Origin of the sequence: Streptomyces sp. NPDC053513, assembly GCF_044544765.1 — a bacterium.
Lineage (GTDB): Bacteria > Actinomycetota > Actinomycetes > Streptomycetales > Streptomycetaceae > Streptomyces > Streptomyces litmocidini.
The window spans coordinates 50,277-64,035 of the sequence record NZ_JBITXP010000003.1; the positions used below are offsets into that span (position 1 = coordinate 50,277).

The following is a 13,759-nucleotide window of genomic DNA, read 5'->3' on the forward strand; positions in this document are numbered from 1 at the left end:
ACCCCGTTGCCGTGTCCAGGGCGGCGGTTTGATGTCGTTTCCGGTCGTCTGGGGCGCCGATCGGCCGAGGGGGCGGTGCGGCGGCCGGGTCGGCGACCCGCCGGAGCCGGCGTCCGGGGCGCGGGGGAGAGCACCTTCGCCCCCCGGACGCGGTCGACTCCCCGCCGCTCGCGCAAGGTGGGGTGAGTCACCGCGCCCGGAGGGCGGGTAAGGGGCGATCCGAGAGGTTCGTCGGGTGACCGGAGCCCCGCTCGGCCGCCCGTACATTGGCGCAATCCGTACGGAGCGCTGCGCGGCGCGCACGCAGCGTGCGGGACTGCCCGGCGCGAGGGGCGGAGAAGGCGGTGGTCGGTCCGAGGCGAGGGAGGGGGCGGGGACGGGATCAGTCGAGTGAGGGCCCCGCGGTGCCGTTGACCCAGACCCAGGAGGACCAGGTCGAGAAGCCGGTCTGCCAGACGTGGTACGTGCCGGCGTGGCTGGTGCCGAAGACCTCGATCCGGCCGTCGGCGTTGGAGGCCGCGGTGACCTCGGTGCCGCCCCCGCCGAAGGCCTCCCACGCGCCGTAGGGCGCGTTCACCCCGGTCTGCCAGGTGTGCATGGCCGTGTCGCCGTTCATGGCGAAGACCTCGACGCGGCCGTCGGCGGTGCGCTCGCTGCTGAGCCGGGAGTCGGCGGGACCGCCGGTCCCCTCCCACCCGGACCAACTGCCGGTTCCCGTCTGGTACTTGTGGAAGACACCGGCCGGCCCGGAGGCGAAGACCTCGATCCGGCCGTCGGCGTTGTGGTCGACCGTGAGGTCGTGACCGCCGCCGCCGAAGTCGTCCCAGGCGGACCAGCCGCCGTTCGGGGACGTCTGGTACTGGTGCTGGAAGGTGCCGTCGTCGAGGGCGAAGACCTCCAGGCGTCCGTCGGGGGACTTCTCCATCTCGACACGGCCGTCGACGGGCCCGCCACCGGTCGGCTCCCAGCCCGACCAGCCGCCGTTCGGCTCCCGTTGGTACCGGTGGAAGACGCCGACCGGCCCGGAGGCGAAGACCTCGATGCGGCCGTCGGCGTTCACACCGGCCGCGATGTCGCGACCGCCGCCGCCGAAGTCCTCCCAGTCGGACCAACCGCCCGAGGGGGAGAGCTGGTAGCGGTGCCGGAAGGTGTTCCCGTCGACGGCGAACACCTCCAGGCGGCCGTCCGCGTTCGGCGCGATCGCCAGCTGGGCGTTCACGGGTCCGCCGAGCCGCTCCCACTCCGACCAGTCGCGGTTCGCCTCCCGCTGCCAGGCGTGGTGGACCCCGTCCGCCCCGGCGGCGAAGACCTCCAGGCGGCCGTCCGCCGACCGCGCCGACACCACCCGGCCCGACTCCGCCGGGTACACCGGGGGCTTCGGGCGCGGGCCGCTCCCGGGGACGCAGGGCAGGGTGATGCCGCCCTCCGCGAGGTAGACCTCGGGGTCGATCCCGTACGAGAAGGAGTCGTCCCCCCAGATCCGCAGGTGGAGGTGGGGCCCGTCCGCGTTGCCCTCGGCGCCCATCAGGGCGATCTGCTGGCCGGCCACGACGTGGTCACCGACGGACACGTCCCGCCGGTACATGTGGCCGTACTCGGAGGTCCTGCCGTCCGGGTGCCGGACGCGGATCCACTGGCCGTAGTCACCGGCGTAGCCGGAGATGGTCACCACGCCGTCGCCCACGGCATGGATCGGCGTGCCGATGTCGGCGGCGATGTCGACGCCGTTGTGCCCGGGGTGGAAGGGCTGGCTGACGAAACCGACGCTCGGGCAGGCGGTGGCCGATCCGGTGGTCCCGGCCTCGGCCGGAGCGGTGGCGGCCAGCACCGGCAGCAGGGTGGCCGCCGCCGCGAGGACCCGGCCCAGGGCGTGTCGGGACAGTCCGCGGAGCACGGGCTCAGGCCTTCCGGAGCCGGTCGATGACGCCGTCGATGTCGCGCTGCATCATGTCGTGGCGGATGAAGTGGCCGCCGGGCAGCTCGTACCACTCGTGCGGGATGCCCGCGTTGCCGAGCAGGGAGCGGAACTCCCGCTGTCCCGCGAGCACCTGGGTCTCGTTGGCCGTGTCGAACCAGTTGATCGGGTCGGGGCTGGTGCCGGCGACCAGGAAGACCCGCTTGTTGCGGTAGCTCTCGATCCGCTGCACCGGGTTGTCCGCGCTGACCCGGGCCTCGTCCCAGAACGGCACCCCGTAGACCGTGCCGCCGTTCAGGTCGAGCGCCGCCGAGCTGGCGTTGGCCCAGTGCCCCACGAGGCCGTTGTCCCGGCGCAGGCTGGCCGGTCCGGAGTGGGCGCTCACCGAGGCGAAGTGGCCGTAGTACTTGGCGGCGTACTTCAGCGCGCCGAAGCCGCCCATCGAGAAGCCGGACACGGCACGGCCGTCGTACTCGGCGTACGTGCGGAAGTTCGCGTCGATCCACGGGATGAGCTGCGAGATGTGGAACTGCTCCCAGTTCCGCGGGCCGACGTTGGAGCTCACGGGGTTCGAGTACCAGCCCGCGTGCCCGCCGTCGGGCATGACGACGATGATCGGCCTGCCCGCGGTCCAGGCGCGGACGCCCTCGCGGTCGAAGGTGATGAAGTCCTGGTCGGTGCCGCCGCCGTGGAGGAGGTAGAGCACCGGGTAGGTGCGACCGCTCCAGTGGTAGTCGTCGGGCAGGAGCACGTTGACACCGGGGTTCCAGCCGATGGCGGCGGTCTGGAAGCGGTAGTACCACATGCGCGCGTCGGCCTCGTTGCGGTCCACGATGCGCAGCCCGAAGCCGTCCCCGACGGCGGCGGCCGTCCCCGCCGCGGCCAGGACGCCTCCGCCGCCCAGGGCCAAGGCGGCCGAGAGGCCGCCGGCGGTCTTGAGGACGTTCCGGCGGGTAGGGTTCTTCGCGCTCAACATGACCTCCGGGTCGAAGCGGGACGACGCTCGGGAACGTAGCAACGGGACCGGTCCCGGGTGACCCCGGAAGATTGCGGACTGACAGGCGCCGCCGCGTGGGCTAGGGGTGTCGAACGGGCCGGAGCCCTCGTGTGCCGGGAGCGGCCGTGCGAGTCGATAGCCTGGCCGGATGCTCACCGAAGTCACCGCTACCCGCTATGTGACGCCGCTGCGTGAGGGCGGCTCGCTCCCGGGCATCGTCGAGGCCGACGACCTCGGCACGTACGTCATGAAATTCACCGGCGCCGGCCAGGGGCGCAAGACCCTGGTCGCCGAGGTCGTCTGCGGGCAGCTCGCCCGGAGGCTCGGCCTGCGGGTGCCGGAGCTCGTCACCATCCAGCTCGACCCCGTCATCGGGCTCTCCGAACCCGACCAGGAGGTGCAGGAGCTGCTCAAGGCGAGCGGCGGCCTCAACCTGGGCATGGACTTCCTGCCCGGCTCGCTGGGCTTCGACCCGCTCGCGTACGAGGTCGACCCCCGGGAGGCCGGCCGGATCGTCTGGTTCGACGCGCTGATCAACAACGTCGACCGCTCCTGGCGCAACCCGAACATGCTCGTCTGGCACGGCGACCTGTGGCTCATCGACCACGGCGCCACCATGATCTGGCACCACAACTGGCCGGGCGCCCAGGCCTCCGCCGCGAAGCCGTACGACGCCTCCGACCACGCGCTCGCCCCCTTCGCCCCGGACGTCACCGCCGCGGCCGCCGAGCTCGCCCCGCTCGTCACCCGCGAGCTCCTGGAGGAGGTCACCGCCGACGTCCCCGACGAGTGGCTCGTCGACGAGCCCGGCTTCGACGGCACCGACGAGGTGCGGGCCGCGTACGTCTCGGCGCTGCTGCCGCGCGCCGCGACCGTCCACGAGCGGATCACGCTCGGGCCGCGCACCGAGAGCCGGCCGCAGCAGCCGCCCGGCTGGCTCGCCGAACGCCTCGCACCCCGGAAGCACACCACCGAGAAGGACAGCACGACGTGACCGACCGCGATGTCTTCGAGTACGCGCTGCTGCGCGTCGTGCCCCGGGTGGAGCGCGGCGAGTGCTTCAACGCGGGAGTGGTCGTCTACTGCCGCGCCCGGTCCTTCGTGGCCGCCCGTACGCATCTCGACGAGGCCAAGCTGACGGTGCTCGACCCGGCGGCCGACGTGACCGGCGTACGGGCCGCGCTGCGCGCCGTCGAGGGGGTCTGTCTGGGCGGCGACGCGGCGGGCCAGGCCGCGCGCGACGACGCGGGACGGCGCTTCCGCTGGCTGATCGCGCCGCGCTCCACGGTCGTGCAGCCGGGGCCCGTCCACACGGGTCTGACCGCCGACCCCGAGGCCGAGGTGGAACGGTTGCTCGATCTTCTCGTCCGATAGCTCGTCCGGTAGGGGCAAAGGGAGTGACCTGGTGCACCCGGTGGGCCGTTGACACCGGGTGCCAGGGCTTCTAGCGTCTCGTCCTGCGGACGATACTAAGCGGTCGCTCATGTGCGGGACGCAGGAGCGGAGGGCGGTTCGGCCGCGACCAGGGACGATCCAAGGGCGAGGAGAACCAAGCATGTCCACCACCGATCAGCGCGTAGCCATCGTCACGGGCGCCGCACGGGGCATCGGCGCGGCCACCGCGCTCCGCCTGGCGGCCGAGGGTCGCGCCGTCGCGGTGCTCGACCTCGACGAGGCGGCCTGCAAGGACACCGTCGAGAAGATCACCGCCGCGGGTGGCACCGCCCTCGCGGTCGGCTGCGACGTCTCGGACGGCGCGCAGGTCGAGGCCGCCGTCGCGCGGGTCGCCGCCGAGCTCGGCGCGCCGACGATCCTCGTCAACAACGCGGGCGTGCTCCGCGACAACCTGCTCTTCAAGATGTCCGAGTCCGACTGGGACATCGTCATGAACGTCCACCTCAAGGGCGCCTTCCTGATGGCGAAGGCCGTCCAGAAGCACATGGTGGACGCGGGCTTCGGCCGGATCGTCTCCCTCTCCTCCTCCTCGGCGCTCGGCAACCGCGGCCAGGCCAACTACTCGGCCGTCAAGGCGGGTCTGCAGGGCTTCACCAAGACCCTCGCCAAGGAGCTCGGCAAGTTCGGCATCACCGCCAACGCCGTCGCCCCGGGCTTCATCGTCACCGAGATGACCGCGCAGACGGCCGAACGCGTCGGCATGGGCTTCGAGGAGTTCCAGGCGGCCGCGGCCTCCATGATCCCGGTGGCGCGGGTCGGCCGCCCCGAGGACGTCGCCAACGCGATCGCGTTCTTCACGGGCGACGACGCCGGTTTCGTCTCCGGCCAGGTCATGTACGTGGCCGGCGGCCCGCTCAACTGACGACCGGAAGCGAGAGGAGGAGACGCGCATGAGCGCACAGGAGCGGCCGGAGCTCTCCGGCAAGGTGGCCCTCGTCACCGGCGCCAGCCGGGGCATCGGCTACGGCGTCGCCGAGGCCCTCGTCGCCCGCGGCGACCGGGTCGTCATCACCGGACGGGGCGAGGAGGCCCTCAAGGAGGCCGTCGAGCGGCTCGGGGCCGACCGGGTCATCGCCGTCCCCGGCAAGGCGCACGACGAGGCCCACCAGGCCACCGCCGTCGAGGCGGCCATGGACGGTTTCGGCCGTCTGGACTTCCTGGTCAACAACGCCGGCACGAACCCCGTGTTCGGGCCCATCGCGGACATGGACCTCGGGGTGGCCCGCAAGGTGTTCGAGACGAATGTGATCTCGGCGCTCGGTTTCGCCCAGCGGAGCTGGCACGCCTGGCAGAAGGAGCACGGCGGGGCGATCGTGAACATCGCCTCGGTCGCCGGCGTCACCGCCTCGCCTTTCGTCGGCGCATACGGGATGAGCAAGGCGGCGATGATCAACCTGACCCTTCAGCTGGCGCATGAATTCGCGCCGGTCGTGCGGGTCAACGCGATCGCTCCCGCCGTCGTGAAGACGAAATTCGCCCAGGCGCTCTACGAGGGCCGCGAGGCGGAGGCGGCCGCCTCCTACCCGCTCGGCCGGCTCGGCCGGCCCGAGGACATCGGCGGGGCGGCGGCCTTCCTCACCTCGTCACAGTCGGAGTGGATCACCGGTCAGACGCTCGTCGTCGACGGCGGCATTTTCCTGAACGCCGGAGTCGGGTGACCGATAACCGGACACTTTCCGGATTGTCCTGTCCGGATTGACCCCGGTTGGGCGCTGAATGCCTCAAGTGCCCCGGCAGGCTCGAAGATTGACCTGGCGGGGTGCTGCGGTATCGTCTGCCGACCCCTGGCTGAACGAGGAGCGTGCACGTGTTCAACCGGACCAGTCTGCAGGCCGCTGCAGCCCTTGTGTCCATATCCCTGGTAACCGGATGCGGTGTCTTCTCGGACAGCGAATCCGCAGGGGACCAGAGAATCGTCGTCGGCACGACGAGTTCTCCCACCACGCTTGATCCAGCCGCCGCCTGGGACAATTCCTGGGAGCTCTTCCGGAATGTCTTCCAGACCCTGGTGAGTTTCCCGACGGGCAGCACCACCCCGCAGCCGGACGCCGCCGACTGCAAGTTCACGGACACCTCCAGCAGGGTCTTCGAATGCAAGCTCGTGGAGGGCCTGACCTTCTCCAACGGGCACAAACTGGACGCCAAGGCCGTCCAGTACTCGATCGAGCGCATCCGCACGATCAACTACAAGGGCGGCCCGAACGGCATGCTCGGCTCGCTCGACAAGATCGAGACCGTCGGCGACCGCACCGTCGTCTTCCGGCTCAACAAGTCGGACGCCACCTTCCCCTTCGTCCTCGCCACCCCCGCGATGTCGCTGGTGGACCCCGCCGAGTACCCGGCCGACCAGCTCCGCGCGGACGGCAAGCTCGTGGGCTCCGGCCCGTACGTCCTCGACTCGTACACCGAGCGCGAGTCGGCGGAGATGACGAAGAACCCCAGCTACAAGGGCTTCGCCGACCGCAAGAACGGCGGCGTCACCATCCGGTACTTCGACTCCTCCGACGCCATGGTCGCCGCCCTCCGGAAGAAGGAGATCGACGCCACCTACCGCGGCCTCACCGCCGAGGAGGTCGTCGCCCTCCAGGAGGACAAGCCGGAGAACAAGGGCCTCCAGCTCGTCGAGTCGACCGGCGCCGACATCCGCTACCTGGTCTTCAACACCCAGGACGAGTCCGTCGCCAAGCTCCCCGTCCGCAAGGCCATCGCCCAGCTCGTCGACCGCGACGAACTGGTCAACAAGGTCTACCAGGGCACCGCCGAGCCCCTGTACTCGATGGTGCCCAAGGGCATCGCCGCCCACACCACCAAGTTCTTCGACCGCTTCGGCTCGCCCAGCGAGGAGAAGGCGAAGAAGATCCTCCGCAACGCCGGCATCACCGAGCCCGTCTCGCTGGACTTCTGGTACACCACCGACCGGTACGGCTCCTCGACGGCCGCCGAGTTCGCCGAGCTCAAGCGGCAGCTGGAGGAGTCCGGCCTCTTCAAGGTCACCCTGCACGGCAAGCCCTGGAAGGAGTTCCAGGCGGGCTACCAGAAGGGCGAGTACCCGGTCTTCGGCCGCGGCTGGTTCCCCGACTTCCCGGACCCGGACAACTTCGTCGCCCCCTTCGTGGGCAAGGAGAACGTCCTCGGCACGCCCTACGAGAGCTCCCGGATCACCAACGAACTGCTGCCGAAGGCCCGCCGCGAGAGCGACCGCGGGACCGTCACGGACGAGTTCGTGGAGGCCCAGGAGATCATGGTCCAGGACGTCCGGCTGCTGCCCCTGTGGCAGGGCAAGCTGTACATCGCGGCCGGCGAGGACATCGGCGGCAGCGAGCGCGCCCTCGACCCGCAGACGGTCATGCAGATGTGGGAGCTGAGCCGTCGCGCCAGCTGGTGACGGGCCTGCGGGGGCCACTGTCAGTGGCCCCCGGTAGGTTCTCGGACGGAGTAACAGGAACGTCCACCGGAGGTTGTTGACCGTGACCGACACCAGCATGCTGCCCGAGTCCTGGCGGGGTGTCCTCGGCGAGGAGCTGCAGAAGCCGTACTTCGCCCGGCTCACCGAGTTCGTCGAGGAGGAGCGCGCCAAGGGGCCGGTCTTCCCCCCGAAGGACGAGGTCTTCGCCGCCCTCGATGCCACCCCGTACGACAAGGTGAAGGTCCTGATCCTCGGCCAGGACCCCTACCACGGCGAGGGCCAGGGCCACGGCCTCTGCTTCTCCGTCCGCCCCGGTGTGAAGACCCCGCCCTCCCTGCGGAACATCTACAAGGAGATGCACGAGGAGCTCGGCCACCCGATCCCGGACAACGGCTATCTGATGCCGTGGGCCGAGCAGGGAGTCCTGCTGCTCAACGCCGTGCTGACGGTCCGCTCCGGCGAGGCGAACTCGCACAAGAACAAGGGCTGGGAGAAGTTCACCGACGCCGTGATCACCGCCGTCGCCTCCCGCCCCGACCCCGCCGTCTTCGTCCTGTGGGGCAACTACGCGCAGAAGAAGCTGCCGCTCATCGACGAGGAGCGGCACGTCGTGGTGAAGGGCGCGCACCCCTCGCCGCTGTCGGCGAAGAAGTTCTTCGGCTCGCGGCCCTTCACCCAGATCAACGAAGCCGTGGCGGCCCAGGGACACGAGCCGATCGACTGGCGCATCCCGGACCTCGGCTGAGCCTCGGCCCGATCCGGTCCGGGGGCGGCTAGCGTCGTCACTCCCAGTGGGTGAGCGGGTGGAGGTCGCGGTGACCGAGCAGCAGCAGGTGTCGGACGACGGGGTCATGACCAGGATCGGGCAGGCCATGATGCTGCTCCACGGTGGCGACCGCGAGGAGGCCCGCAACCGCTTCGGGCTGCTCTGGCAGCAGATCGGCCCGGACGGCGACCCCCTGCACCGCTGCACCCTCGCGCATTACATGGCGGACGCCCAGGACGATCCCGACGTCGAGCTGGCCTGGGACCTGCGGGCGCTGAGCGCGGCCGAGGGGCTCGCCGAGGAGCGGCTCGCCGCGCACGACTCGGCGGCCGCCCTCCGGGCGCTGTACCCCTCGCTCCATCTGAACCTGGCCGCCGACTACCTCAAGCTCCGGCGGCCCGACGCCGCGCGGGTCCATCTGGACCGGGCCCGCGCCGCTTCGGACCACCTCGACGACGACGGCTACGGGAACGGGGTGCGGGCCGCGATCGAGCGCCTGGAGCTACGGCTCCGGGAGGCGTGACCGGCTCCCCGGGGGAGGTTCACCGGCTGTACGCCCCGTGACAGATCCTGGCCTGGGCGCTGTCGGGGTCCCAGCCGCCGTACCGCTCGCCCAGGCCGCAGACGTCGGCCCGGGCGGCCGACGGGCTCCCCGGTAACCCCGTGAGCTCCGGCGGTACGGGAAGGTCCGGCCGGGCCGTCGGGCGCGGACGCTCGCGCTGCCGCGGTACGGAGGAGGGGTGCGGCTCCTCCGGGCGGGGCGGCGCCACCGTCCGCCGGTGCGGCTCCGCCGGAGGTGCCGCGCGGGGCGCGGCGGACGGCGGGGGAGCGGGGAGCGCCGCTTCGAGGGCCTCGCGGGCCGGGCCCTCGACGATCTGCGGTGCCACCTCCTGGGCGGGGGTGGTGTCGGCCACGGGCGCGGGGACGGGGGTGGGCGCCGTCGGCGGGGCGTCCACCGAGACGCAGCCCGCCAGGGCGGCGACCGCCGCTCCGACCAGGATCTTCGCTGTTGTTCGGGTTCCATGCACCCGCGCAACTCTGCTGGCCCGTACGCGATCTTCGCGCCCCTACCGGCGGGGAATGCCCCGCACGGGTGAGCCGTGCGGGGCCCGGCCTTGACCGGTCGTGCGGGCGGAGCGGTTCCGCCCGGCCGGGGTCAGTCCCCGGTCGCGCCGTCGATGCGCTCGCGGATGAGGTCCGCGTGGCCGTTGTGGCGGGCGTACTCCTCGATCATGTGGAGGTAGATCCACCGGAGGTTGAAGGTCTCGCCGGAGCGGTGCTCGCCCACGCCCAGGTCGTCGAGGTCACGGCCGGCGGCCAGGGTGCGCGCGTGCGCGATCTCGGCCTGCCAGGTGGCGTGGGCCTCCTCGTAGGTGTCCTCGTCCGTGACGTGGATGTCCCGGTCGTGGTCCTCCTCCGTCGAGTAGATCCACTCCGCCTTCTCGCCGGCCAGGACGCGGCGGAACCAGCCGCGCTCGACCTCGGCCATGTGCCGGACCAGACCGAGCAGGTTGAGGTCGGAGGGCGGGGCGGACGGGGTGCGCAGCTGGGCGTCGTCGAGCCCCTCGCACTTCATCGCGAGGGTCGCGCGGTGGAAGTCGAGCCACTGCTCCAGCGCCTCGCGCTCGCCCGTGGTGGTGGACGGGTCGACGCGCGGGGTGGTTTCGGTGCGTTCGGTGGTCATGGGCGGCATCGTCTCCCATGATCGCGGACGGCGCCAGGGGGCGTCGTGGGCCGCCGGAGCCGCCGGAGCCGCAGGTGGCGACGGGGCCGCCGGAACCGCTCGCTTCAGGCGAGGTCCCCGAGCATGCCCCGCAGCAACTCGTCGAGGCCGGTGCGCAGTTCGGCGCGGCTCGGCACGGCCGCGTGGAAGGAGCCCACCGCGCAGGAGAACATCAGCCCCTCGCTCCAGGCGATCAGCGAGAGCGCGTGCCGTTCGGGCTCCGGGGAGCCGGCCGCCGCCATCATCGCGATCAGCGGGGTGTGGAACGTCGAGCCGGCCGAGTCGAAGAAGGTGCGCAGCTCGGGGCGGCGGGTGGCCTCCAGGGCCAGCTCGTAGCGGGAGGCGAGCAGGGAGCGGTGGTCGGTGAGGTAGCGGTGCAGGGCGAGGGCGAGCGCGTCGACCAGCGCGTCGCCGCCGCTCTCCGGGCCGGGCAGCTCGTGCGGGGTGAGGACCTCGGCCTCCCGCTGGACCTGGCGCCGCACGGCCGTCTCCAGGAGGGCCTGGCGGGTGCGGGCGTGGTTGGAGGTCGATCCCTGCGGCAGCCCGGCCCGCTCGTCCACGGCGCGGTGGGTCAGGCCCCGCATCCCGCGCTCCACGAGGAGGGCGAGCGCGGCGTCGCCGATCCGGTCGGCGCGGGAGGCGGCGGTCTCCGGGGCGGGGGTTCCGGCGGTGGGTCGGGTCATGGGGACAACCTACTACCGGCGTGACTACACCTGTAGTACCGTCGCGGAGGCAGGCTTACTACACCTGTAGTGCCCAGCTCGTCCCGCCCGTCCGAACCGAGGAGCAGCCATGGAACAGCAGCACCGTGCCGTCGTCGTCGGAGCCGGCATCAGCGGACTCACCGCCGCCGTCGCCCTGCACCGGCGCGGCTGGCAGGTCACCCTCCTCGAACGCGCCACCTGCCTCGCCCCCGTCGGCGCCGGCATCGCCCTCGCCCCCAACGCCCAGCGCGCCCTCGACGTCATCGGCCTCGGCCACCGCGTCCGCGAGCTCTCCGCCTGGCAGGGCGACGGCGGCATGCGCACCCCCGGCGGCCGCTGGCTCTCCCGCACCGACGCCAAGGCCGCCGCCGCCCGCTTCGGCGGGCCCCTCGTCCTCCTCCACCGGGCCACCCTCGTCGACATCCTCACCTCCGCCCTCCCCGAGGGCGTCGTCCGCACGGGCGTGACCGCCACCGTCACCGACCCCGGCGACGACCACCGCCCCGCCCGGCTGGCCCTCTCGGACGCCGGGACCACGGGCCGCGGCGAGATCGAGGCCGAACTCGTCGTCGCCGCCGACGGCATCCACTCGGCGACCCGCCGGACGCTCTTCCCCGACCACCCCGGCCCCCGCTACTCCGGCAGCACCAGCTGGCGGGTCGTCGTCCCCGCGCCCACCCGGCCCTTCGCCCCGCACGAGACCTGGGGCGCCGGCCGGCTGTGGGGCAGCCAGCCCCTCAAGGACGGCCGGGTCTACGCGTACGCCATGGCCGTGGCCCCCGCCGGCGCCCACGCGCCCGACGACGAGAAGGCCGAACTGCTCCGGCTCTTCGGGGGCTGGCACCACCCCGTCCCCGAGATCCTGGCCGGCGTCGCCCCCGACCGGATCCTGCGGCACGACGTCCACCACCTGCCCGACCCGCTGCCCGCCTTCCACCGGGGCAGGGTCGCCCTCCTCGGCGACGCCGCGCACGCGATGATGCCGAGCCTCGGCCAGGGCGGGAACCAGGCCGTCGAGGACGCCGTCGTCCTCGCCCACCACGCCCGCACCGCACCCGACCTCGTCCCGGGCCGCGCGCTCGCCGCGTACACCGCCGATCGGCTGCCGCGCACCACCGCCATCGTCCGCAAGGCCGCCCGCACCGGCGCGATCACCATGCTCTCCGCCCGCCCCGCCGTCGCACTCCGCACCGCGGCCGTCGGCGCCGTCTCCCGCTTCGGGCCCGGCCTGGCCCTGCGCGGCTTCGACGGCATCTGCGACTGGAACCCGCCCGCCGACCCGGTCCCCTCGCCCGGGGACGCGACCCGCCCCGCGTAAGCTGACCGGCGCGAACGGCCCCTACGGCCAGGGCCGGCGAACGACGACAAGGGAGACCCCGTGAAGGTTGGCTGCATCGGACTCGGCGACATCGCGCAGAAGGCCTACCTCCCCGTCCTCGGCACCCTCCCCGGGGTCGACCTCCACCTCCATACCCGCACCCCGGCGACCCTGAAGCGGGTGGCCGACACCCTGCACCTGCCCGCCGACCGGCGCCACCGCGACCTCGACTCGCTGCTCTCCGCCGGGCTCGACGCGGCCTTCGTCCACGCCTCCACCGCCGCCCACGCCGAGATCGCCGGCCGGCTGATCGAAGCCGGCGTCCCCACGTACGTCGACAAGCCCCTCGCGTACGAGTACGCCGACTCCGAGCGGATCGTGGAGCTCGCCGAGAAGCGCTCCGTCAGCCTCGCCGTCGGCTTCAACCGGCGCCTCGCCCCTTCCTACGCCCAGTGCCTCGACCACCCGCGCGAGCTGATCCTCCTCCAGAAGAACCGGATCGGCCTGCCCGAGGACCCCCGCACCCTCGTCCTCGACGACTTCATCCACGTCGTCGACACCCTGCGCTTCCTGCTGCCCGGCGAGATCGAGCACGTCGACGTGCGCGCCCGGATCCGCGAGGGGCTCATGCACCACGTGGTGCTCCAGCTCTCCGGCGACGGGTTCACCGCCATCGGCATGATGAACCGGATGAACGGCTCCACCGAGGAGATCCTGGAGGTCTCGGGGCAGGACACCAAGCGCCAGGTCCTCAACCTCGCCGAGGTCGTCGACCACAAGGGGCAGCCGACCGTGCGCCGCCGCGGCGACTGGGTGCCCGTGGCCCGGCAGCGCGGCATCGAGCAGGCGGTCCTCGCCTTCCTCGACGCGGTACGGGACGGCCGGGTGCTCAGCGCCCGGGACGCCCTGCTCACCCACGAGCTGTGCGAGCGCGTCGTCCGCGAAGCCCTCGCCCAGGCGTCCTGACCACGCGTCAGGCGCGGCGCCAGCGCTCGTCGACGACGACCGAGGCGAGCCGCCAGCCGTCGGCGGTGCGGCGCGCCGCGAAGGCGTAGCGCCCGCCGCAGACGAAGTCCTCGCCGGTGGCGAACCGCATCGGGTTGACGTAGTCGGCGCCGATGTCCGCCCGGTCCCCGGTCTCCGGGTACCCGCCCGGATCCCGGAACCGCACCCGCCGGTTCACGATGAGGTGCTGGCGTACGGGAAAGAGGGGCAGCGTCGCGGCGAGCCAGTCCGCGACCTCCGCCGCCGGCCCCTCGATCCCGCCCGAGCCGCGGTAGTCGGCCCTGCCGTCCGGGGTGAACAGGCCCCGGTAGGCGCTCCAGTCGCCCTCGTCCACGGCCGCCGCGTAGCCGGTGACCAGGTCGTCGAGGGCGAATCGGTCCATCACGGTCGCGAGGTCCACGCGCTGCGTCATCGGCTCAGTGTCGGGCAGCGGACGCCAGGGGCCAAGGGGTGTGCGGCGGTCGTCGGGG

General features: G+C 72.4%; 14 protein-coding genes. 9 read left to right on the top strand and 5 right to left on the bottom strand.

Translation table 11 applies throughout. The annotated features are described in order from the left end of the window. Positions 1 to 382: 382 nt before the first annotated feature. Together ACIGW4_RS05895 and ACIGW4_RS05900 are read right to left on the bottom strand one after the other, a co-directional pair. Entirely contained in the window at positions 383 to 1,894 is a 1,512-nt protein-coding gene (locus ACIGW4_RS05895) for a peptidoglycan DD-metalloendopeptidase family protein (RefSeq protein WP_399578738.1), read from the bottom strand. 4 nt (positions 1,895 to 1,898) lie between these two features. Further along, a complete protein-coding gene (locus ACIGW4_RS05900) occupies positions 1,899 to 2,888 on the bottom strand; it encodes an alpha/beta hydrolase (RefSeq protein WP_399579089.1) in 990 nt (329 codons plus the stop codon). Between the two features lie 172 nt (positions 2,889 to 3,060). On the opposite strand from ACIGW4_RS05900, the gene ACIGW4_RS05905 reads away from it, so the two are divergent. The 7 genes from ACIGW4_RS05905 (at position 3,061) to ACIGW4_RS05935 (ending at position 9,062) form a co-directional block, all read left to right on the top strand. Then, positions 3,061 to 3,906: a HipA family kinase gene (locus ACIGW4_RS05905; protein ID WP_399578741.1), complete on the top strand. Its 846-nt coding sequence runs from the start codon at positions 3,061 to 3,063 to the stop codon at positions 3,904 to 3,906. Continuing rightward, positions 3,903 to 4,286 (top strand): DUF3037 domain-containing protein, encoded by a 384-nt coding sequence (locus ACIGW4_RS05910; RefSeq protein ID WP_030686313.1) that lies wholly within the window; start codon positions 3,903 to 3,905, stop codon positions 4,284 to 4,286. The genes ACIGW4_RS05905 and ACIGW4_RS05910 overlap by 4 nt, the downstream gene beginning before the upstream one ends. A gap of 181 nt (positions 4,287 to 4,467) precedes the next feature. Continuing rightward, on the top strand, positions 4,468 to 5,229 hold the full coding sequence (gene fabG / locus ACIGW4_RS05915; RefSeq protein WP_123458780.1) for a 3-oxoacyl-ACP reductase FabG: 762 nt from the start codon (positions 4,468 to 4,470) through the stop codon (positions 5,227 to 5,229). A 28-nt stretch (positions 5,230 to 5,257) separates the two neighbouring features. Beyond that, on the top strand, positions 5,258 to 6,025 hold the full coding sequence (locus tag ACIGW4_RS05920) for an SDR family oxidoreductase (protein WP_123458779.1): 768 nt from the start codon (positions 5,258 to 5,260) through the stop codon (positions 6,023 to 6,025). A gap of 149 nt (positions 6,026 to 6,174) precedes the next feature. Continuing rightward, entirely contained in the window at positions 6,175 to 7,752 is a 1,578-nt protein-coding gene (locus ACIGW4_RS05925; RefSeq protein ID WP_398711036.1) for an ABC transporter substrate-binding protein, read from the top strand. An 82-nt stretch (positions 7,753 to 7,834) separates the two neighbouring features. Then, entirely contained in the window at positions 7,835 to 8,518 is a 684-nt protein-coding gene (gene ung, locus ACIGW4_RS05930) for a uracil-DNA glycosylase (RefSeq protein WP_123458963.1), read from the top strand. A gap of 70 nt (positions 8,519 to 8,588) precedes the next feature. Next, on the top strand, positions 8,589 to 9,062 hold the full coding sequence (locus ACIGW4_RS05935) for a hypothetical protein (protein WP_359591633.1): 474 nt from the start codon (positions 8,589 to 8,591) through the stop codon (positions 9,060 to 9,062). Between the two features lie 633 nt (positions 9,063 to 9,695). On the opposite strand, the gene ACIGW4_RS05940 is transcribed toward ACIGW4_RS05935, so the two are convergent. Both ACIGW4_RS05940 and ACIGW4_RS05945 read right to left on the bottom strand, forming a co-directional pair. Beyond that, the gene (locus tag ACIGW4_RS05940) at positions 9,696 to 10,232 is read right to left on the bottom strand and encodes a DinB family protein (protein ID WP_398711035.1); all 537 of its coding nucleotides are present in this window, start codon (positions 10,230 to 10,232) and stop codon (positions 9,696 to 9,698) included. Positions 10,233 to 10,327: 95 nt separating this feature from the next. Next, positions 10,328 to 10,945, bottom strand: coding sequence for a TetR/AcrR family transcriptional regulator (locus ACIGW4_RS05945; protein WP_399578743.1), 618 nt, complete (start codon positions 10,943 to 10,945; stop codon positions 10,328 to 10,330). Positions 10,946 to 11,054: 109 nt separating this feature from the next. On the opposite strand from ACIGW4_RS05945, the gene ACIGW4_RS05950 reads away from it, so the two are divergent. Together ACIGW4_RS05950 and ACIGW4_RS05955 are read left to right on the top strand one after the other, a co-directional pair. Next, positions 11,055 to 12,284 carry an FAD-dependent monooxygenase gene (locus tag ACIGW4_RS05950; RefSeq protein WP_399578745.1) on the top strand — a complete coding sequence of 410 codons (1,230 nt, stop codon included), beginning with the start codon at positions 11,055 to 11,057 and terminating at the stop codon, positions 12,282 to 12,284. Positions 12,285 to 12,344: 60 nt separating this feature from the next. Further along, positions 12,345 to 13,250 (top strand): Gfo/Idh/MocA family protein, encoded by a 906-nt coding sequence (locus tag ACIGW4_RS05955; RefSeq protein WP_399578748.1) that lies wholly within the window; start codon positions 12,345 to 12,347, stop codon positions 13,248 to 13,250. 7 nt (positions 13,251 to 13,257) lie between these two features. Here the strand turns inward: ACIGW4_RS05955 and ACIGW4_RS05960 are convergent, their stop codons facing one another. Then, entirely contained in the window at positions 13,258 to 13,701 is a 444-nt protein-coding gene (locus ACIGW4_RS05960) for a nuclear transport factor 2 family protein (RefSeq protein WP_398711032.1), read from the bottom strand. Between the last annotated feature and the right edge of the window lie 58 nt (positions 13,702 to 13,759).

Excerpts from the sequence above, each read along its gene's own strand:
- ACIGW4_RS05905 (WP_399578741.1), top strand. The coding sequence starts at position 3,061 with ATGCTCACCGAAGTCACCGCTACCCGCTATGTGACGCCGCTGCGTGAG.
- fabG (WP_123458780.1), top strand. The coding sequence starts at position 4,468 with ATGTCCACCACCGATCAGCGCGTAGCCATCGTCACGGGCGCCGCACGG.
- ACIGW4_RS05920 (WP_123458779.1), top strand. The coding sequence starts at position 5,258 with ATGAGCGCACAGGAGCGGCCGGAGCTCTCCGGCAAGGTGGCCCTCGTC.
- ACIGW4_RS05940 (WP_398711035.1), bottom strand. The coding sequence starts at position 10,232 with ATGCCGCCCATGACCACCGAACGCACCGAAACCACCCCGCGCGTCGAC.
- ACIGW4_RS05945 (WP_399578743.1), bottom strand. The coding sequence starts at position 10,945 with ATGACCCGACCCACCGCCGGAACCCCCGCCCCGGAGACCGCCGCCTCC.
- ACIGW4_RS05950 (WP_399578745.1), top strand. The coding sequence starts at position 11,055 with ATGGAACAGCAGCACCGTGCCGTCGTCGTCGGAGCCGGCATCAGCGGA.
- ACIGW4_RS05960 (WP_398711032.1), bottom strand. The coding sequence starts at position 13,701 with ATGACGCAGCGCGTGGACCTCGCGACCGTGATGGACCGATTCGCCCTC.